The organism is Shinella sp. HZN7, assembly GCF_001652565.1.
GTDB classification, from domain to species: domain Bacteria; phylum Pseudomonadota; class Alphaproteobacteria; order Rhizobiales; family Rhizobiaceae; genus Shinella; species Shinella granuli.
Genome location: NZ_CP015739.1, coordinates 38,217 through 56,934, shown reverse-complemented (window position 1 = coordinate 56,934; position 18,718 = coordinate 38,217). Strand labels below are relative to the sequence as shown.

The 18,718-nt window shown below is 63.4% G+C and carries 19 protein-coding genes; 7 read left to right on the top strand and 12 right to left on the bottom strand.

What is annotated here, in order from left to right; genetic code table 11:
* Together shn_RS27490 and shn_RS27485 are read right to left on the bottom strand one after the other, a co-directional pair.
* On the bottom strand, nt 1-972 hold the full coding sequence (locus tag shn_RS27490) for an ABC transporter permease (RefSeq protein ID WP_064333731.1): 972 nt from the start codon (nt 970-972) through the stop codon (nt 1-3).
* Between the two features lie 45 nt (nt 973-1,017).
* Complete coding sequence (locus tag shn_RS27485) at nt 1,018-1,719, bottom strand: creatininase family protein (protein WP_064333730.1); 702 nt, start codon at nt 1,717-1,719, stop codon at nt 1,018-1,020.
* 177 nt (nt 1,720-1,896) lie between these two features.
* Between shn_RS27485 and shn_RS27480 the strand changes: the two genes are divergently transcribed.
* The 5 genes from shn_RS27480 (at nt 1,897) to shn_RS27460 (ending at nt 7,742) form a co-directional block, all read left to right on the top strand.
* Entirely contained in the window at nt 1,897-2,469 is a 573-nt protein-coding gene (locus shn_RS27480) for a MarR family winged helix-turn-helix transcriptional regulator (protein ID WP_084438584.1), read from the top strand.
* A 93-nt stretch (nt 2,470-2,562) separates the two neighbouring features.
* Nucleotides 2,563-4,128: an ABC transporter substrate-binding protein gene (locus shn_RS27475; protein WP_245337501.1), complete on the top strand. Its 1,566-nt coding sequence runs from the start codon at nt 2,563-2,565 to the stop codon at nt 4,126-4,128.
* A 68-nt stretch (nt 4,129-4,196) separates the two neighbouring features.
* Nucleotides 4,197-5,144, top strand: a complete 948-nt coding sequence (locus shn_RS27470; RefSeq protein ID WP_064333728.1) for an isoaspartyl peptidase/L-asparaginase family protein — start codon at nt 4,197-4,199, stop codon at nt 5,142-5,144.
* A 576-nt stretch (nt 5,145-5,720) separates the two neighbouring features.
* On the top strand, nt 5,721-6,557 hold the full coding sequence (locus shn_RS27465; RefSeq protein WP_064334020.1) for an alpha/beta fold hydrolase: 837 nt from the start codon (nt 5,721-5,723) through the stop codon (nt 6,555-6,557).
* A gap of 336 nt (nt 6,558-6,893) precedes the next feature.
* On the top strand, nt 6,894-7,742 hold the full coding sequence (locus tag shn_RS27460) for an AraC family transcriptional regulator (RefSeq protein ID WP_064333727.1): 849 nt from the start codon (nt 6,894-6,896) through the stop codon (nt 7,740-7,742).
* A 140-nt stretch (nt 7,743-7,882) separates the two neighbouring features.
* On the opposite strand, the gene shn_RS27455 is transcribed toward shn_RS27460, so the two are convergent.
* Nucleotides 7,883-8,632 (bottom strand): SDR family NAD(P)-dependent oxidoreductase, encoded by a 750-nt coding sequence (locus shn_RS27455; RefSeq protein WP_064333726.1) that lies wholly within the window; start codon nt 8,630-8,632, stop codon nt 7,883-7,885.
* 97 nt (nt 8,633-8,729) lie between these two features.
* Here shn_RS27455 and shn_RS27450 point away from each other — a divergent pair, with 97 nt between their 5' ends.
* Nucleotides 8,730-9,626 (top strand): LysR family transcriptional regulator, encoded by an 897-nt coding sequence (locus tag shn_RS27450; protein ID WP_064333725.1) that lies wholly within the window; start codon nt 8,730-8,732, stop codon nt 9,624-9,626.
* Between the two features lie 120 nt (nt 9,627-9,746).
* On the opposite strand, the gene shn_RS27445 is transcribed toward shn_RS27450, so the two are convergent.
* Nucleotides 9,747-10,712, bottom strand: coding sequence for an MBL fold metallo-hydrolase (locus shn_RS27445; RefSeq protein ID WP_064333724.1), 966 nt, complete (start codon nt 10,710-10,712; stop codon nt 9,747-9,749).
* Nucleotides 10,713-10,874: 162 nt separating this feature from the next.
* On the opposite strand from shn_RS27445, the gene shn_RS36020 reads away from it, so the two are divergent.
* Nucleotides 10,875-11,054 carry a hypothetical protein gene (locus tag shn_RS36020; protein WP_145926080.1) on the top strand — a complete coding sequence of 60 codons (180 nt, stop codon included), beginning with the start codon at nt 10,875-10,877 and terminating at the stop codon, nt 11,052-11,054.
* Between the two features lie 15 nt (nt 11,055-11,069).
* Here shn_RS36020 and shn_RS27440 read toward each other — a convergent pair whose 3' ends face one another.
* The 8 genes from shn_RS27440 to shn_RS27410 form a co-directional block, all read right to left on the bottom strand.
* Nucleotides 11,070-11,435: a response regulator transcription factor gene (locus shn_RS27440; RefSeq protein WP_064333723.1), complete on the bottom strand. Its 366-nt coding sequence runs from the start codon at nt 11,433-11,435 to the stop codon at nt 11,070-11,072.
* A gap of 64 nt (nt 11,436-11,499) precedes the next feature.
* Nucleotides 11,500-14,082: a PAS domain-containing protein gene (locus shn_RS27435; RefSeq protein ID WP_245337500.1), complete on the bottom strand. Its 2,583-nt coding sequence runs from the start codon at nt 14,080-14,082 to the stop codon at nt 11,500-11,502.
* 10 nt (nt 14,083-14,092) lie between these two features.
* Nucleotides 14,093-14,485, bottom strand: coding sequence for a hypothetical protein (locus shn_RS36590; RefSeq protein ID WP_168168979.1), 393 nt, complete (start codon nt 14,483-14,485; stop codon nt 14,093-14,095).
* 4 nt (nt 14,486-14,489) lie between these two features.
* On the bottom strand, nt 14,490-14,900 hold the full coding sequence (locus shn_RS27430) for a cupin domain-containing protein (protein WP_064333721.1): 411 nt from the start codon (nt 14,898-14,900) through the stop codon (nt 14,490-14,492).
* A gap of 76 nt (nt 14,901-14,976) precedes the next feature.
* Entirely contained in the window at nt 14,977-15,735 is a 759-nt protein-coding gene (locus tag shn_RS27425; protein WP_064333720.1) for an SDR family oxidoreductase, read from the bottom strand.
* A 515-nt stretch (nt 15,736-16,250) separates the two neighbouring features.
* Entirely contained in the window at nt 16,251-16,904 is a 654-nt protein-coding gene (locus shn_RS27420; RefSeq protein WP_064333719.1) for a response regulator transcription factor, read from the bottom strand.
* 115 nt (nt 16,905-17,019) lie between these two features.
* Nucleotides 17,020-17,538: an Rrf2 family transcriptional regulator gene (locus tag shn_RS27415; protein WP_064333718.1), complete on the bottom strand. Its 519-nt coding sequence runs from the start codon at nt 17,536-17,538 to the stop codon at nt 17,020-17,022.
* A gap of 110 nt (nt 17,539-17,648) precedes the next feature.
* On the bottom strand, nt 17,649-18,623 hold the full coding sequence (locus shn_RS27410) for an SDR family NAD(P)-dependent oxidoreductase (protein WP_064333717.1): 975 nt from the start codon (nt 18,621-18,623) through the stop codon (nt 17,649-17,651).
* Nucleotides 18,624-18,718: the final 95 nt, after the last annotated feature.

Sequence of the window (18,718 nt, the reverse complement as noted above, 5' to 3'; positions counted from 1 at the left end):
TCAGCGCCTCCCCTGCCGCAGGCGCGGATCGAGCGCCGCATAGGCGAGATCCACGCAAAGATTGATGACCACGAAGAGCGCCGAGACGAGCATCAGGTAGGCGACCATGACGGGCCGGTCGAGCGAAGTGATGGAATCGACGATCAGCTTGCCGAGCCCCGGCCAGGAGAAGATCGTTTCGGTGACCAGCGCGAAGGCCAGCGTCGAGCCGAGCTCCAGGCCGAACACCGTCACCAGCGGGATCGAGATCAGCTTAAGCACATGACGGCGCAGGATGGTGCCTTCCGAAATGCCGGCGGCGCGCGCGAACTTGATCGTGTCGGTGAGCATCACCTCACGGGTGCCGGACGCGGCGAGCCGGCACATCATCGACAGCTTGAACAGCGAGAGATTGAGGGCCGGCAGGATGAGATGCGACCAGCCGTCCAGCGTCAGGAAGGAGAACGGGATGCCGAAAAGCTCCGCCGTCTGCCCCCGCCCGCCGGCCGGCAGGACGCCGAACTGCACGGCGAAGACCATGATCAGCATCAGGCCGATCCAGAAGGTCGGCACCGAGAAGCCGAGGATCGACACGGCCATGATGGCCTTGGCGATATAGCTGTCGGGCTTGTAGCCGGCATAGACGCCGAGCGGAATGCCGATGAGGGAGGCGAACAGCACCGCGATCAGCGTCAGTTCCAGCGTCGCCGGCAGACGCTGGGCGATCAGCGTGACGACCGGCATGTTGAAGACGAAGGAGCGCCCGAGGTCACCGGTCAGCAAGCGCTGGAGGAACTGGAAATACTGTTCCCACAGGGGCAGGTCGAGCCCGTATTGCTGGATGACCTGCTGGCGCATCTCCTGCGTCACATCGGGCGAGATCAGCACGTCGACCGGATTGCCGATGACGTAGACGCCCATGAAGACGAGCATGGACATGACCAGGAGCACGAAGCCCGCCTGCCCCAATCTGCGAAGAATGAAAGATGCCATGTCTCCCCCCGGTGAACCCGCGACGGGGCAAAATGCCCCCGGATTTCAGTGCCAGCCGTGCTCGATCTCGTGACGCGTTTCCTCGACGCCGATCTGCCAGACCTCCAGCATGTCCGCATCGGGCCGCTGGAAGACGCCGTGATAGTTGCCCTCGGCGATACGCGCGCGCTTGCGGCCCGCGTCGACGCGCGACGTGGCGGCGAAATCGATCCGCTCCTTCTGGAAATTGGGGATCGGTGCGCCTTCGAGACGGGTCCAGGGGAAGTTTTCCATCCAGCTCGCATGCGAGGCGGCAGGATCGATCTCCTGCACCTTCGCCATGGTCCTGGGCGCGCGCCACCAGTCGTGCAGCTTGACCGAGGTGTCGCGGTTGCGGTTCATCCACTCGCTGATGACAGGATTGACCGGCGTGTTGCCGCCATGGCCGTTGACGATGAGGATGCGCCGGAAGCCGGAACCGTGGAGGCTGTCGAGGATATCCTCGAAAATACCGATATAGGTGCGCAGCGAAAGGGTGACCGTGCCGGGGAAATCGGCAAAGCCCGAGGCCATGCCGTAGGGCAGGCATGGAAAGACCGGCACGCCGAGCGGCGCGGCCGCCTCCACCGAGACCCGCTCGGCCAGGATCATGTCGGTGGCAAGGCTCAGATAGGCATGCTGTTCGATCGAGCCGATCGGCAGGACGCAGCGATCGTCTTCCTTCACCCGCTCCTCGACCTGGCTCCAATGCATGTCCTGAATGCGCATTTCCCGTCCTTCTCACTGCTCGGCCACGCCTTCGGCGCGCCGCCCGTCCCCGTTGTCCACGGGGAGCCGCTTCTTGAAATTAGTTCTTTATGGATCAAAAATTGCGATTGACGCAAGGGTTTCACGCCAAATAAAGTCCCATTCGAGATCAATATCTATTTTGCATGGGATGGCGGAATGGACGAGGCGTTACGTCAGGCACTGTTTGAGGGGCGGGCCGGCCGGGAGGAGCCCGTGGTCGCGCCGGGCACGAAAATCGACGCGCTCATGCACGCGAAACTGTGGGACAATCCCTGCTGGTTCTCCTTCCGCCTGAACTATCTGGCACTTCACTTCAACAACCCGGTCTACAGCTATATCCAGCAGCATCTCGGCCTGCTGCGCCCTGAATTCGTGGTGCTCTGGTCGCTCTATCTCGGCGGAAGCTCGACGCTGACCGATGTGGTGCGCTCGTCCGGCTTCCCGAAGAACACGCTGAGCCGCGCCGCCAACAAGCTGACCCGCCTCGGCATGATCGACCGCGCGATCGACCAGGACGACCAGCGCCGCATCACGCTCGATCTCACCGGCAAGGGGCGCGAGGCGGTGGAATTCGCCAAGGGCATGATGATCGAGCATGAACGCCGCATGCTGGAATGCCTCAGTCCCGCCGAGCGGCTGAGCCTTTCGGAGATCATGACCAAGCTCGTGACCGCCTCCGGCCAGTGGCCGCAGATGATCGACAACGATCAGTCGGACGACGCGCTTTGATCCGCACCTATCATTCTCCGGCTGGAGCCGGACGGCGCCGCCGCCGCCAACATCCCGTTTAACGAGAGAGGAAGTCCGATGATATTGAAATCCATGCTCCGCGCAGCCCTGGTGGCCACCATGCTGCCGTCGCCCATCGCCGCGCTCGCCGCCGATCTGGTGATCGCGACGAAGAACGGCCCGGCCTCGATGGACCCGCACTTCACCGCGACCTCGGCCAATGCCGAAGCCACCAAGCACATCTTCGACACGCTGCTGCGCTCCGGCAACAATCTGGAAATCCTGCCGTCGCTGGCGACGAGCTGGCAGGCGCTGGACGACACGACCTGGGAATTCAAGCTGCGCCAGGGCGTGAAGTTCCATGACGGATCCGACTTCACCGCCGAGGACGTGAAGTTCTCCATCGAGCGCATCCCGAACGTCACCGGCCCGAACCCGTCGACCATCTATGTACGGCGCGTCGCCAGCGTCGAGATCATCGACGACTATACGCTGCGCGTGAAGACCAATGGTCCCGCCCCCACCCTGCCGAACGATTTCATTCGCCTCTTCATCGTTTCGCACAAGGCGGCAGCCGACTACTCGACCAAGGACAGCTCGGCCGAGGGCTTCAACATGGGCAAGGCGACCATCGGCACCGGCCCCTACAAGTTCGTGAGCTGGGCACCGACGCAGGACCTGGTGCTGGAGAAATTCGACGGCTACTGGGACGGCGCCCAGCCGTGGGACAAGGTCATCCGCAAGGAAATCCCGAATGACGCGGCCCGCGTCGCCCAGCTGAAGGCCGGTCAGGTCGACCTCATCTCCAAGGTGCCGGCAACGGATCTTGCCAGCATCGAGTCCGATTCCGCCCTGCAGGTGATCAAGACGGAATCGATCTACATTCCCTACCTCGAATTCGACTTCCGGGAGAACTCCCCGCAGGTCTGGGACAATGCCGGCAAGACGCTCGACAAGAACCCCTTCCTCGATCCGAAAGTGCGTGAAGCCTTTGATCTGGCGCTCGACCGCGAGACCATCGTGGAATTCGCGCTTGAGGGCATGGGCGTCGTCTCCACCCAGCTCGTCAGCCCGAATATCTTCGGCTACAACACGGCGATCGCCGCTCCGGCCTTCGATGTCGAAAAGGCGCTCAAGCTGATGGCCGAAGCCGGCTATCCTGACGGTTTCAAGGTCGCGCTCAGCTATGCCAACGACCGCATGCCGACCGAACTCGGCCCGACCGTCGCCCAGCTTCTGGCCGCGATCAACGTCACGGTCGATGTGCAGGGCGTACCGGCCGCGGTGTTCAACCCGGCCAAGACTCGCGGCGAATATTCGCTCTACATGGCCTCCTGGGGCACGCTGACGGGCGAAGCCAACTACATGCTGTCGTCGCTGATGCACACCAACGATGCGGAAAAGTCGCTCGGCGCCTTCAACGTGCGCGGCTATTCCAACCCGCAGATGGACAAGCTGATCGAGGATGCAGCGGTCGAGATGGACGAAGCCAAGCGCCGCGCCCTGCTTGAGGAGGCCAACATGCTGGTTGCGACCGACCTGCCCGACCTCCCGCTGGCGACCAACCTGTCTGCCTGGGGCGCCAAGGCCGACAAGGTGACCTACGATCCGCGCTCGGACGAGGACACGCTGGCCATGGACGTCCATCCCAAGCAATAAGCCCGGCAACAGGCCTCAGGGGCACCGGCAGCCGCCGGTGCCCTTTCTCGTGATAATCGGAGATTCCCATGACGAAATTCGCCCTTGCCATCCATGGCGGCTGCGGCGTGATGGCCAAGCTGGACCTCAGCGAGGCCGAATGGATCGCAGCCCGGCGCGACCTCGGGCGCGCGCTGGAAGCCGGCTATGCCGTTCTGGAGCGCGGCGGACGTGCCATCGACGCTGTGCAGGCCGCCGTCGTCGTCATGGAGGACAGCCCGCATTTCAACGCCGGCCATGGCGCTGCGCTGAACGAGAACGGCATTCATGAACTGGACGCCTCCATCATGGACGGAGAGACGCTGGCGGCCGGCGCGGTCTGCGCCGCGCGCCATATCCGCAATCCCGTGCTTGCCGCGCGCGCCGTTCTCGAACATGGCGATGCCGTGCTGCTGGCAGGCCCCGCCGCCGACCGCTTCGCCGAGGCCAGGGGGCTGGCGGTGGTGGATCAGGCCTATTTCACCACCGAACGGCGAAGGCAGGCGCTGGCCGCGATGAAGGCCCATGTCGCCGCCGGCACGCAGGTCGCCGCCAGCGAATCCGAAAAGCACGGCACGGTGGGCGCGGTCGCGCTCGACCGGCACGGCCACCTTGCCGCCGCCACCTCGACGGGCGGCTATAACAACAAGCCCGACGGACGGATCGGCGACAGTCCGGTCATCGGCGCCGGCACCTATGCACGCGACGGCGTCTGCGCGCTCTCCGGCACCGGCAAGGGCGAATTCTTCATCCGCCACGTCGTCGGCCACGAGGTCGCCGCGCGCATGGCCTATCTCGGCGAGGACGTGAAGACTGCCTCTGCCAAGGTCATCATGGAAGACCTGAAGCCGCACAATATCGGCGCAGGCCTCGTTGCCGTCGGCGCCGACGGCTCGGTCGCCGCCCCCTACAACACCGATGGCATGTTCCGCGGCTGGGTAACGGACACGAAGGAATTTCGCGTCGCCTCCCACGCGGAAGTCATGTCCTATCCATAGGGATGCCCTGTCGATCACTCCAGGATGTTCGCTGGCGCAAGGTGGCCGGCTGGCCCCTCTTTCCGGGCAGATGAACACCGGCGACATGGCTGCCGGACAAGGCCCGAGGGAGATAACCTTTCTTCTCTTTACAGATGCTTCGCATCAATCTTCCGCGTCGCGATGACCGTCGTGAGCGCCATTACCGACGAGTTCCCTCCTTGGCACCGTTAAGGCTTGAGGAAGCCTTCCGGGGCGTCTCCGGCAATCAACGGAAGCCGTTTTGAGCCCCTCCTGGCTCAATCGAGCGAAAGCGCAGCAATCCCGCGACACCCCCGGCAATAGCGAAAGGTCACAGACCTTCCCTCTCCGATAAATCTCCCCGGGCGAGACACCCCTAAGGAGATAGCCATGATCAAACCCACTTATCCGGCCCCATCCACCGCCAGCGAGCATCTTTTTGCGGCCCCCATGCCACTTCGCCGCAACCTCTTGATTGCCGGCCTCTCGGCCTCTGTTTTGGCAGGAATGCCTCTCAGCGCCGCAGCCGAGAACACCTCCAGCAACGGCAACCATGCCACCAGGGAAAACCACGATATGAACTACGTAACCACCGTCGACGGCACCGGGATCTTCTACAAGGACTGGGGCCCGAAGGATGCCCAGCCTCTCGTTTTCCATCACGGCTGGCCGCTCTCCGCAGACGACTGGGACGCTCAGATGCTCTATTTTCTCGGCAAGGGCTATCGGGTGATTGCCCATGACCGCCGTGGTCATGGCCGTTCGAGCCAGGTCAGCGGCGGCCATGACATGGACCACTATGCCGCTGACGTCGCGGCGGTCGTCGAACATCTCGACCTGCGCAATGCCATCCATATCGGCCATTCCACCGGCGGCGGCGAGGCTGCGCATTATGTCGCCAGACACGGCCAGCCGAACGGGCGCGTGGCGAAGCTGGTGCTGATCGGAGCTGTGACGCCGATCATGGTAAGGACTGCGGCCAATCCCGGCGGCCTGCCGATCGAGGTTTTTGACGGACTGCGGGCGCAGCTCGCCGCAAACCGTGCGCAATTCTACTTCGACCTGGCAAGCGGCCCCTTCTACGGCTTCAACCGCGCCGGCGCCGAGGTCACCGACACGATCGTGCAGAACTGGTGGCGTCAGGCCATGACGGGAGCTGCGAACGCGCAGTATCTCGGCATCAGGGCCTTCTCGGAAACCGACTTCACCGAAGACCTCAAGACCATCACGGTTCCGACGCTTGTCCTGCATGGCGACGACGACCAGATCGTGCCCGTCGCCGACGCCGCCCCCCTCGCGGCCAAGCTTCTGAAGAATCCCACCCTCAAGATCTATCCCGGCCTGCCGCATGGCATGTGCACGACCCATGCCGGGATCATCAACGCCGACCTGCTCGCTTTCATCCAGCGGTAGGCCGGCCGGGAGGCGGCGCTATCCGCCGCTGGCGCCGCCTCCCGATCCAGATCGCAGACATCGGCATTGAAGGCGAAGCTATTCCCAAGCATAGGGCATTTCACCAATCGACAGGGATCAGGCCCGCATTCGAAGGGGGCTGCCCGTTCCCCGGAGCAGATCAGGATATCCCATCGGCCGATATCGTCTGCAGCCCTCGGGCTCTACTTTCCTTCCACATTCTCGACCACGAGCCTGTTGGAAGGATCACGTATGGCTCCCTCCCCTTTCATGGATCAAGACCCCGCTGCAATCGCCGCCCCTCAGAAATAGAGCGGAGTCCCGGCGGATAGGGAGATGCAGCGCGTGCTCCGCACCGCCCCGATCGAATCCTTCAGCATCGACGACCCTTTCGATACCCGCCTCGCTCATTGGAAGCACGCGCCGTTTCATGAGGTCGTGCTTCCAATGTCGGATCACGTCATCATGACCTATCTCGGACCGATGCAACGCCTTGAGCGCCGATCCGGACGGCAATATTCAACCGGTATGGGGCGTCGCGGCAGCATAACCTTCATCCCGGCCGGGTCCAGCTCGCGCTGGGACATTCATGGTCCGATGGAGATCGTGCAGCTCTATCTGGCGCCGGAGCTTCTCGACCAGGTGGCACGGGAATGCCCTGGTCCGACCAAACCGCTGATCGAAAGTACCGCGCGGCCCGACAATATCATGTCGACACTCCTTGAAATGACGCTCAACTCGGCGGGCGGCCTGGTCCATCTGGATGCCCTGTATCGTCAGCAACTCGCGACGCTGATTGCCATCCATATCGTCAAGACCCATAGCGGTCTCGCCGAGATGGCCTCGAAAGCATACGGCGGCCTGTCTCCCACCGTTCTGCGGATGTCGCTGGAGCGGCTGTCTTCGGAAAACGAGGACGATTTCTCGTTGGGCGCTCTCGCGGAGGCGGCCAACCTTTCGCGCTTTCATTTCTGCCGCGCATTCAAAAAAAGCACGGGCCTGACGCCACACGAATGGTTGCGGCAGAGGCGCATGGAGCAGGCTGTGGCGATGCTGCGCGATTCCGCGATGCCGATAACCGACATTGCAGGCGTGCTGGGCTATGCGACCTTGACCGCTTTCTCCGTCGCATTCAAACGGCACACCGGCCTGACGCCCAGCGAATGGCGCCGGACCGCCGGCTAATTGGCACCATGAGCGACAGCCGGATTTTCACCACGGCTCCGGAAGCCGAAATCGGCAGCCGGTTGTCAGAGACGATTGCAGCCGGTTCGCGGCGAACCGGCTGCAAGGCATTCCGGGGAGCGCAGGCGCGCGCCCCTGCTTCAAGCCAGGGTCATGCCACCATCGACATGCAGTTCGATGCCGTTGACGAAACTTCCGGCTTCAGAGGCGAGGAACAGCGCCGCGCGCGCAAGTTCCTCAGGCAGGCCCATTCGCCCCACGGGAATGAGGGATGCCATGTGCCTTTCGAAAGCCGGGCGATCGGCCTCCGAAACGCCGAGCTTGCCGAGGATCGCGGTTTCGACCGGCCCGGGACTGAGAATGTTGACCCGGATCTTCCGCGGTTTGAGCTCGACGGCCCAATTCCTGGCGAATGCGGCGACCGCGGCTTTCGAACCGGCATAGACGGTATGGTCCGGCAGGATCTTCGTTGCGGCGAGCGAACTGGTGACGATGATGCTGCCGCCGTCGCGGATCAGCGGAGCGACCGCCTGTACGCCAAAGAACACCCCGCGGGTATTCGTGGCGAAGTGCCGGTCGTATTCGTCCGGCGTCACCTTGTCCGACGTGGTGAGGTTGATGATGCCGGCATTCGCCATGTAGACGTCCAGCCTGCCGAATCTGTTCTTCACCAGGTCGGCAAGCTTCTGATGATGCGCCAGATCGGCCACGTCACCAATGAGGCCGATGGCGCCGTGGCCGATGTCGGCGACCGCCTGGTCGACGACGTCATCACGCCGCCCGGTGATGATGACCTGTGCGCCCTCTTCGGCGAAGAGCTGCGCGGTCGCCTTGCCGATGCCGCTGTTGCCGCCGGTGATCACGGCGACCTTGTTCTTGAGCTGCTGCATTTTGCTTATCTCCTTTTCAACGGAGCGTGAGATAAGCTCTGCGACCTCAAGCCTTTAGACCATGGTCAGGCACATGATCTGTGCCGCGGAGATGCCAATGCCGAATCTGCTGGATGAGACATCGGGACTGATGGCGTTCGTGCGGACGGTCGAGGCCGGATCGTTCACGGCGGCCGCACGCGATCTGGGCAGCACGCCCTCGGCGATCTCGAAAAGCGTGGCACGCCTGGAGAAGAAGATCGGCACGCGGCTTTTCCTGCGTACCACCCGCGCGCTCACCCTGACGCAGGACGGGCAGGTGTTCTTCGAGCGCGTCGGTCCGCTTTTGCGGGAACTGGATGCGAGCGACGAAGCCATCCGGTCGCAGGGGACACCATCGGGCAGACTGCGCATCAGCATGCCTGCCGAGCTCGCCCCGCTCTTGCTTCCACGCCTGTTCGGTGCTTTTGCGGCGGACTACCCGGACCTGCATCTGGACGTCGGGCTGACCGATCGCTTCGTCAACCTTGTCCGCGAAGACTATGATGTCGCCCTGCGCGCCGGCGCTCCCATGCAGGACGATCTTATCGTCCGTCGTCTGGCGGACCTGCCGATGGCGATGGTCTGCTCCCCCGCCTTTCTGGAGACATGGGGCAATCCTGAAACCGCTGAAGCCCTTGCCGACCTGCCTTTCGCCCGCTACGCGATGAATGGCGCGGTGCAACCCGTCCGCCTGGCAGACGGAACGGCCTTCACTCCAAGGGGGAGGATCGATTGCGACACGGGCGCCGCCCTGATTCATGCCGCGCGCAGCGGGCTTGGCGCCGCCTATGTCCTGCGATGCCTGGTTGCGCATGAACTGCGGGAGGGCGCGCTCGTCTCCGTCGCACCGGACATCGCGCTGCCGACGCTTCCGCTCAGCGTCCTGCATGCCTTCGGACGCACCGTCCCCGCGCGCGTCAAGCTGTTCTGCGACTTCATGGCCAGCGAGGCCAAGGCGCTTGCCGGGCTTTGAGTTTTTCTTACCTGGAGCGGGTCCGGTTCGGATTGAACCGGACCCGCTCCATCTTCCTGTGTTTTCGTTTGGCTTTACGGGAAGATCGTCTTTCCCTGGCAAACGCAATCGACCATACGGTCAGTAGTCCCAGAAGACCGGAACCCAGCGAAAGGCGTCACCATCGGCCGCCACCCGGCCGACGGAGGGGAACGGCAGGTGCGTGGCCACCAACTGCTCGCCGGTACCCGCCAGTTCCCGCAAGAGGCGGATCCGAACGCGGGCGGCCTCCTCCGGGTCGTGCTCGAAGCCGTTGTGCCAGTCGGGGTGGTCGAAGCCGACCGCGAACACCGCATCGCCGGCGAAGGTCAGCCGGTCGCCGCCGGATGCCAGGCGGACGACACTGTGCCCGGGCGTGTGGCCACCGGTGCGCCGGACGGTCACGCCCGGCGCCACCTCGTGCTCCTCATCAAACGGCCGCAGATAGCTGCGGTACGCTGCCGCGAACCGCTTGGCTGCCGCCCGAAGCGCGTCCGGGAAGCCCGGGGGCATGTTGACATGCGTGAAATCGGGGGCCTCCCAGAACCGGATCTCGGCGGCAGCCACGTGAATGCGCAGATCTGGGCGCAACCGGTCCTTCACGCCCTCGACGAGCAGCCCGCCAATATGGTCCATATGCATGTGGGTAAGCACCACGTCGGTCACGGATGCAAGATCGATGCCGGCGGCTTCCAGCCGCCTGACCACCTGCCCGGCCCGGGGCAGGTTCAAATCCGGGTCCAGCCCGAGCCCGGCATCGACGAGTATGGTCTGCCCGCCGCTGCGGACCAGAACCACGTTCAGGGACCAGTCGAAGGCATCCGGCGGCAGGAACATCCCGTCCAGCCAGGCCGCGCGTTCCTTCGGCTCGACATTGTGCCCCAGCATCTTGGTCGGGAGGGGCAGCACGCCGTCGCTGATCACCAGCACTTCGATCTCGCCGACCTGCACCGCGTAGCGCGAGGGAACCAGTTCTTCCGTTCCCGATCCATTCGGGAGGGCCCTGCTCAAGCCCAAGTTTGTCTCCTGCTGCCCCATCGTACGGGGATTTGCTTCTGCCTGCGTCATGATGCGCTCCTGTTTTGCGGGATCGGAACGTGCCGAGCACGGACCATGCGACGAAGTGTAGGTCGGCATGTTCTGACGGTCGATCAGGCCATGGAAGAGGCTGGGCTACACCAGAGAACAGGGTTGACTGCCCGGTTCGGTTACGGGAGCAGGGATTCCGTGATGGCAGGCTGGCGTGAAGGAATGGATACGGATGATGTCGACGTGATCGCCAAGACGAACGCCCCGCCCCGTATCACTGGCGAAGACACCCTCTCCCGGGTGGACGGGCCGAACAAACGCTCGCGCCAGCCTCCACGCCGCCGCGTGAACCAGACATCGGCCATGATGCGCGAGCGGTAGCGAACGTGGACGGGATCAGCTTGGCCGGTTATCCAGAGCATCGCGGAGGGCCGCAAGCAGGACATGGCCATCGAAGGGTTTGCGCAGGAAACCGCCCTTGCCGCGAGACCGGCTCTGATCGGTAATCTCGTGCCGGCCCGTGATCAGGAATACCGGCAGTTCCGGAAGCGCTTGCCGGATCCGGTCGCGCAGTTCAAACCCGTCGGTTCCCGGCATGCCGATGTCGGTGATCAGGACCTCTATGCCTGTAAGCCCTTCGTCAAGCAGTGCCTCTGCCGAAAGGAAGCTCCTGGTCACATATCCTGCCGATTCCAGCAGCTCCTCCAGGGAAGCAAGCACCCTCGGATCATCGTCGACGATTGCCACAACAGGCTTGCTCATACCGTGTTCCTTGCTATCCGCCATTCCATTGGCGGCCGGTTCGGTTCGATGCGCCAATCCCGGCTCATGCGTTTTTCGTCATTACGAGCGGCAGGGTGAAGATGAATTTCGCACCACGCGGTTCGTTCCTCTCCGCCCACAACTGCCCGCCATGCGCTTCGACGATCGAACGGGAGATAGCGAGCCCCATCCCCATTCCCTGATCCTTCGTCGTGAAGAAGGGCTCGAATATCCTGTCGGGAAACTGGATGCCTCTGCCTTGATCGCTGACTTCGATCCGGGCCATGTCCCCGGCCCCGTAACCTCGGATCCGAAGGATCCTTTCGTTCGAGACGGATGCCATCGCATCCATGCCGTTTCGCATGAGATTGACCAGCACCTGCTGGATCTGGACCCGATCGAACGGAACCGGCCGTAGCCCGCTGTCGCCTTCGATCGTCATCCGCACGCGCCGCCGCGAGGCCTCCTCGGCAAGCAGAGCGCGGGCTTCGGCAACGACGGTGCCAAGCGTCGTGCAATCCCTCTTGTCCGTCGATTGCTTGAAGAGGGCGCGGATACGGCTGACGACATCGGCCGCGGAATCGGCACTTTGGACAATCATCTCCAATGCCTTCTGGGCCCGTTCGATGTTGGGGGGCTCCGCGGTCAGCCAGCGCTGGCAGGCGCTGGAATAATTCATCACGGCCGAGAGCGGCTGGTTGACCTCGTGGGCGATCGATGCCGACAGCTCCGCAAGGCTCGCTGCCTGGTTTGCCCGGGCCAGGTTCTCCTGGGCACGGCTGAGCTCCTCCTGCGCATTCACCTGATCCTCGATATCGAGGCATATTCCGTTCCACTGGACGATCGCACCATCGCCATTGCGCATCGCCGTGGCGCGCGTCTCCACCCAGCGATACACACCGTCGAACCGCCGCAGCCGATGCCTCAGCGCATAGGGCTCGCCTGTGGACAGTGCGTGGTTGTATCGCTGCTTCACCGCCGCGAGATCCTCGGGATGGATCACCGCGTCGAGTGTGCCGTCCAGCCGGGACTTTCCCTCTTCGTCCTTGTCCTCGAGGTTGAAGCCGAGATATCGGCGGAGCCGCTGGCTGCGATATATCGGCTTGCCATCGGGCAAGGCGCAATAGACCATTGCGGGCAACGTTTCGACCAACTGACGGGAATACCGTTCGCTCTCGCGGAGCGCGTCCTGCGTCGTGACGAGGTCATGAATGTCCGTGCTCACGCCGTACCATTGAAGAATCGCGCCGGCTTCGTCCCGCAGCGGCGCCGCCCGCGTCTCGGTCCAGCGATAGCTTCCATCGGCCCGGCGCTGACGATAGCGCTGGACATAGGGAACGCCCGCCGTGACCGACTGCCGGAAAGCTTCCCTTGCCGCCGCCCTGTCCTCCGGATGCACCACGCCGAGGGACGCAGATCCATCGGGTGCGGTGATGTCTTGCAGCGTGGCGCCGGTTATCTCGGTGAAGGGTTTGCTGACATAGGTCGGCGTCCCATCCGCCGCGGTGCTCCAGATCAGCGCCGGCACGGTATCGATCAATTGCTGGAGCTGCCTTTCGCGTTCGCGCAAGGCAGTCTCGGTGCGTTTATAGACGTCGATGTCCAGCGCGGTACCGTACCATCCGGTGATCCGCCCCTGCTCGTCGCGTGTCGGCCGTGCCGCGGCCCGATGCCAGACATAAGCGCCGTTGGCGCGCAGGACCCGGTATTCGAAGTTCCAGTTCTCGCCCGTCCTAAGGGCATGGCGCAACGTCTCGGCTGCCCGGTCGCTGTCGTCGGGATGCGTGCCTCGCTGCCAGCCCTGCCTCCCACCGTCCAGGAAGGGTTTGCCGTCCAGCAGAAGATTGAGATCCTCCAATGTCATGGCGATCGAGGTCTGCGCCGTCGGCGTCGCATAGGTGAACTGCCCGATGGCATCGATGGCCCAGGCGCCGCCATAGAGCTTTTCGATGGCAAGGGCCGCTTGAATCGCATCGCCGGTCTCGCCGAAGGAGCGCGCGATCGTCCATGGCGCATCCTGTCGTGCCACCGCCGGATCGACGTCGACGCTATTGCCATGGCCCGGCTCCATCCGGAACTCGACCCAGCGATAGCTGCCGTCCGCCTGAAGCTGGCGGTAGCTGCTGATCTGGGGAATGCCATGGAAGAAGGCCCTCGCCGCCGCCTGCTCGACAATGGACCTATCATGTGGATGGATCGCTTCCATGGACGGACGCGGATTGCGGGCGGGTCCGCCGGCTAGAGGATCATCGAGATGTACCGCCGAACGCTCGCCGGGCTCGGGCCGAAGGGCAGCGTCGATCACGGTGCCGTACCATCCGACGATCACGCCCTCGCCGTTGCGTATCGGTTGTCCGGTGCTGCGCGCCCAGCCATAGACACCGGTCGCGCGCAACATCCGGTGCTCGACATTGTAGTGTTCGCCGGTTTGCAGGCAGCGGCGCCAGGCCGCTGCCGCGGCATCGTAGTCCTCCGGATGTATGACCCGCCTCCAGCCGAAGGCGCTTCCGGCAGAAGGCGCATTGAGGCTTTCCAGGGTGATGCCGAGAAAGGCCAGCGCAGCCGGCGTCACATAGATGAAGACGCCCTCGGCATCTGTCGCCCAGGCATTGCCGGTAATCCGCTCGACAATCCTGGCCGCCTCCATAGCGTTGATATCAGGTGGTTTTGCAGATCCGCTCCCATCTGCTCCCGATGTTCCGGCTGACCTCGACATGCCTCGACCTGATCCCATTGCACTTGAGATCGTCGTGATGCCTCGTCCGACGACCGGCACCACGATCCACCCAACCGGCAGCGTATAATGGAGTTGACGACAAAGACACCTGTGCCGAGGTATAGAGCCTTCCGATGCGCATGGCGTCGTTCACGGCCGTGCGGCCGCTGATGCCAAAACCGGAGTGGCGCGGCGGCTGCGCCACTCCGGCATCGGTGACCTGCGTCAGGCGAAGCCCGTCGTTGCGGGGTCGAACATGGACGGGCAGGCCCGGCGAGGTCCTGGCGCCGATGGCGTCGAAGTGGCTCCGGAATTTCGCCGTGACGCGTGTCACGAGCTTATTTCTCGTAGGTCGTCAGGTTGGTTTCGTCCGTGTCGACCACGAACACGGCAAGCAGCAGGGCGCGCTCCGTCTCGCTGGCATTTTCGCTGACGCCGTGATGATCGCCGGGAAATTCAGAGAAGTTCTCGCCGGCACGGTAGACGACGATCGGGCCGTCATTGACCTGGCTGCGGATCGCGCCTTCCAGAACCGTCGCATAGATGAATGCCGAATCCGGATGCGTGTGCGCAGGCGAGTTGCCGCCGGGCGCATACTCGACGAGCACGCCTTTCATGCTCTTGCCGGGCACGTTCGGCAATGGCTGGTCATAGACCAGCGTGACCTTTTCGTCATCGCCGTCATGGGCGGCGCCCGCCGCGATGGAAGCGAACAGGAACGCCGTCGCGTAGAAAAGTGTCTTGATCATCTTCGTTCACCTTGTTGAACAGAGCTTCACCGAACCGAGGATCCGGCGAAGCTGAGAGAAATCCCGGAGCGGCCGTTCACGCTTTCGGGGCACCGGCGGTTTTCAGCCAGTCGTCGAAGCGGATCTGGCCAAGGCGTGCGCCATCATCCGGAACCAGCGTCCGATCATCGATCTCGACCTCGAAGTAGCGGGCCTGCGGATCAGCAACGACGGTGCGCGGATCGTTGGTGGCCTTGAGGTAGCGGGCGATGAAATCGTGCATCCGCCCCCGCTCCGGACCGGCGATCTCGATCATGCCGTTCACGGGTTCGGCGGTGCTGGCATCAGCCATCGCATCCGCCACGTTGTCGGCTGCGATGGGCTGAAAGGCGCCCGTGGGCAGCCGAACGGTCATTCCCTCGGTGGCCGACTGGGCGATGGCGCCCGCAAATTCGAAGAACTGGGTTGCGTGGACGATCGTGTAGGGAACGCCGGAATTCCTGATGTGCTTCTCCTGAAGCAGCTTGGCGCGGAAATACCCCATCGCCTGCATCCGGTCGGTGCCGACCACCGAAAGTGCCACGTGGTGGCGAACGCCGGCGGCCTTTTCCGCCGCAAAGAGGTTGCGGCCCGCCGCTTCGAAGAAGTCCATGGCAGCCTTTTCCTCGAAGGACGGCGAATTCGCCAGATCGATTACCACCTGGGCGCCGGCAAGCGCCTCGTCCAGGCCTTCGCCGGTAACGGTGTTCACGCCGGAATTCGGCGAAGCGGCCAGCACGTCATGGCCCTTCTTGCGAAGCCGTTCGACAGTTTTCGAGCCGATCAGCCCAGTGCCTCCAATGACGACGATTTTCATGTCCACTCTCCTGGTTTCAAGTTGATGTCGGATTACTCGGATCGCCGAGCGGCGCAGGGGCGCCGGGCGACTGTTTGACGAAGCCGTTTATCGATGAACGAGGCTGCGTCCCCGGGATGGGAAGCCGTCAGGGCAGGCCGGCCACGGCGGCGAAGGCCCTTGTTTCGATGATATCTCGCATCCCGTCTCTCCCTCGCGTCGTCTCGACTTGTGAGGAGAATGCGCCAGAGCGGGCCGCCGGACTATCGAACGCAAGCATCGCTTACCTAGTCCCAGAGGACAGGTCCGGCACATCGGGGGATTAGGTGCCTTGCCCGATCCGTCGATCACCAACTCTGTCGGCATGGCGTCAGGGCACACCCCAGGCATGTCTGACGGCACTGGCATAGGTTGGCGCCAGACCAGCGGACAGGGGAGCAAGACCGTTTCGGCCGGTCGCCGATGGCCGGGGAGGAAGATCTTTCAGGAGATAGGGGCTTCTTGATCAGGCCCGCTGCAACCGGTGATGCCTGAAATCAGTCCTGCGGCTTCTCGCGCAAGCCGGGCGGCAACGAATCCCAGGCACGAATGAGTTCGCCAACCGAAATCGCCCCCATTTTGCGCATCACATTGCTGCGGTGGAGCTTGACGGTGATCTCGCTGATCCCGAGGTCGAAGGCGATCTGCTTGTTGAGGCGCCCATGCGCGACCTCCCGGAAAACCTGCCGTTCGCGCGGTGTCAGGGTCGCAAACCGTGTCGCGTGCTGGTGAATGTTCTGCGCCTGCGCCCGCTGCTCGACATCCCGCTGGATACCGGCAATCACGGCGTCCAGCAGCGTCTGGTCACGCACGGGTTTCGTCAGGAAATCGATGGCGCCGGCCTTCATCGCCTGCACCGTCATCGGAATGTCGCCGTAACCCGTCAGGAAGATGATCGGCTTCGCAATTCCCCGTGCCGCAAGCTGGTGCTGCAGGTCAAGGCCGCTCGCCCCCGGCATCCGGACATCGAGAACCAAGCATCCGGGCCGGTCGGGAAGGCCGACATTCAGGAGTTCGGAGGGGGATGGAAAGCAGGCAACGTCGAGCCCGACGGATTCCATGAGTTCCTGCAGGGAATTCCGGACGCCCGCGTCGTCATCGACGACGAGAACCAGCGGACAATCCGCAATGACGGCGGCGGTGGCGGTCATCGTGCGGCCTCCGGATGATTTGCGTGTGCCGCAGAACCTGTCTCACGCTTGCAAATGAACATGTCCTTCATGACCAACATCCCCATCCGCCGGAGCGACGGATCCGAAGCCCGCCTCATGCCTTACCGCGGATCCGGGCTTCGGTTCTTTCCTCGACCCATCTGCGGACTTCCTCCGAAAACTCCGGCGGCATCTTGCGCTCGAGGACGCCGGCGATGTCGGCCAGCGTCTGGCTTTCCAGGCTATCGCGCATCGCCTTCTCCGCACGCAGCATCACCGCATGGATCGCGCATACACCCTTCGTTGCCCATGCCGGTGGCCGCCCGCCAAAGGCGGCGCAACGGCCCCGGATTTCCTGGCAATCGAACAGCGGTTTCTCGCCTTCGATGGCATCGACGACCGCGAGCACGCTGATTGCCTCGGGCCGCTTGGCCAGTCGATAACCGCCCCTCACGCCCTCCGATGAAGCCACGATTCCAGCTTTCTCCAGCTTCGGAAAAACCTTCGCCAGGAAACTCGGGGAAATGCCCTGAAAATCCGCCAGGTCGCGACTGCTCAATGGTGCACCGGGCGAATCCACCAGCCACAGGAGACAATGCAATGCGTATTCCACGCCAGCGGTGATATGCGCCATAACGTGGACTATAATGATCCGCGTTATGGCTTGCAAGCCGGATGACGTTCGGATAGGCCCGATCGAGGGGCCGCATCGCCGCTGCCAGGCATCCGGAAGCCCGGTCGCGATCACTCATGCAGATCGCGACCGGTTAACCGCACGCTTTGTGCCCACAGAGCTTCGGCGATGGCCGGATCGACCGCGAAAGGCCGAACACCAGCCGCGCCGAGCTGGCCTTCCGTGCGCAAAGGCGCAATGTCGCAATCCTCGCAATAGACGCCGCCGATCCCGGCCAGTTCCGGCGCGGTGGCACACCATATCGTCGTGGCGGCGCCCTGTTCGGGCGATTTCTTGTCCCGGGCAGGATCGACCACCGGTGTACCGTCCTCGCTCAAAGCGCCGAACGCATCGATCTCTTCCCGGCTCAGATGCCGCGCCAGCGGACCGAGGATAGAGCCCGGATGAACCGAAAACGCCCGCACGCCATGCGCGATGCCACGCGCATCCAATGCAACGGCGAAGAGGGCATTCGCGGTCTTGGCCTGGCCGTATGCGAGCCACTTGTCATAGGCACGACGCGTGAAATCGAGGTCGTCGAGATCGAGGCCTCCAAGCTGGTGCGCGCGGGAGGAAAGGACCACGACGCGCGCGCCTTCGGCGGCACGCAGCGCCGGCCACAGCGCGGCGGTCAGATGAAAGTGCCCAAGATGATTGGTGGCAAGTTGCCCTTCATGCCCTTCCTTGTCGCGGAACAGGGGCGTGGCCATCACGCCGGCGCTCAGTATCAGAAGATCGAGGGTTTCGTGATCGGCCTGAAACCTGTCGGCAAAACCGTCGATGGAAGCCGGATCAAGCAGATCCATGGAAACGATCTCGACGCGATCCATTCCGGACAATGCTTGCCGTGCGGCCGTGACGTCGCGTGCCGGCACGATGACATGGGCGCCCCTCGACGCGAGAACCCGCACGGTCTCGCGACCAAGGTTGGATGCACCACCGGTAACGACGGCCGTCTTGCCGGAAAGGTCGACGTCCCGCACGACCTCCTCTGCCGTCGTGAAGGGGCCGAAGGGCGTGCCAAGTGTCTCTTGAGTGACCGTCATGTTCTTCTCCTGTCTGAAAGCCAGGAAAGTGGACGTCGAAGACGAGTAATTCTATATGAAGTATGCCTGAATCATATAGAGATCGTCCTGAATCG

Coding starts and splice junctions, on each gene's coding strand:
- shn_RS27490 (WP_064333731.1), bottom strand. CDS start 972: ATGGCATCTTTCATTCTTCGCAGATTGGGGCAGGCGGGCTTCGTGCTC.
- shn_RS27485 (WP_064333730.1), bottom strand. CDS start 1,719: ATGCGCATTCAGGACATGCATTGGAGCCAGGTCGAGGAGCGGGTGAAG.
- shn_RS27480 (WP_084438584.1), top strand. CDS start 1,897: ATGGACGAGGCGTTACGTCAGGCACTGTTTGAGGGGCGGGCCGGCCGG.
- shn_RS27475 (WP_245337501.1), top strand. CDS start 2,563: ATGCTCCGCGCAGCCCTGGTGGCCACCATGCTGCCGTCGCCCATCGCC.
- shn_RS27470 (WP_064333728.1), top strand. CDS start 4,197: ATGACGAAATTCGCCCTTGCCATCCATGGCGGCTGCGGCGTGATGGCC.
- shn_RS27465 (WP_064334020.1), top strand. CDS start 5,721: ATGAACTACGTAACCACCGTCGACGGCACCGGGATCTTCTACAAGGAC.
- shn_RS27460 (WP_064333727.1), top strand. CDS start 6,894: ATGCAGCGCGTGCTCCGCACCGCCCCGATCGAATCCTTCAGCATCGAC.
- shn_RS27455 (WP_064333726.1), bottom strand. CDS start 8,632: ATGCAGCAGCTCAAGAACAAGGTCGCCGTGATCACCGGCGGCAACAGC.
- shn_RS27450 (WP_064333725.1), top strand. CDS start 8,730: ATGCCGAATCTGCTGGATGAGACATCGGGACTGATGGCGTTCGTGCGG.
- shn_RS27445 (WP_064333724.1), bottom strand. CDS start 10,712: ATGACGCAGGCAGAAGCAAATCCCCGTACGATGGGGCAGCAGGAGACA.
- shn_RS36020 (WP_145926080.1), top strand. CDS start 10,875: ATGGCAGGCTGGCGTGAAGGAATGGATACGGATGATGTCGACGTGATC.
- shn_RS27440 (WP_064333723.1), bottom strand. CDS start 11,435: ATGAGCAAGCCTGTTGTGGCAATCGTCGACGATGATCCGAGGGTGCTT.
- shn_RS27435 (WP_245337500.1), bottom strand. CDS start 14,082: ATGGAGGCGGCCAGGATTGTCGAGCGGATTACCGGCAATGCCTGGGCG.
- shn_RS27430 (WP_064333721.1), bottom strand. CDS start 14,900: ATGATCAAGACACTTTTCTACGCGACGGCGTTCCTGTTCGCTTCCATC.
- shn_RS27425 (WP_064333720.1), bottom strand. CDS start 15,735: ATGAAAATCGTCGTCATTGGAGGCACTGGGCTGATCGGCTCGAAAACT.
- shn_RS27420 (WP_064333719.1), bottom strand. CDS start 16,904: ATGACCGCCACCGCCGCCGTCATTGCGGATTGTCCGCTGGTTCTCGTC.
- shn_RS27415 (WP_064333718.1), bottom strand. CDS start 17,538: ATGGCGCATATCACCGCTGGCGTGGAATACGCATTGCATTGTCTCCTG.
- shn_RS27410 (WP_064333717.1), bottom strand. CDS start 18,623: ATGACGGTCACTCAAGAGACACTTGGCACGCCCTTCGGCCCCTTCACG.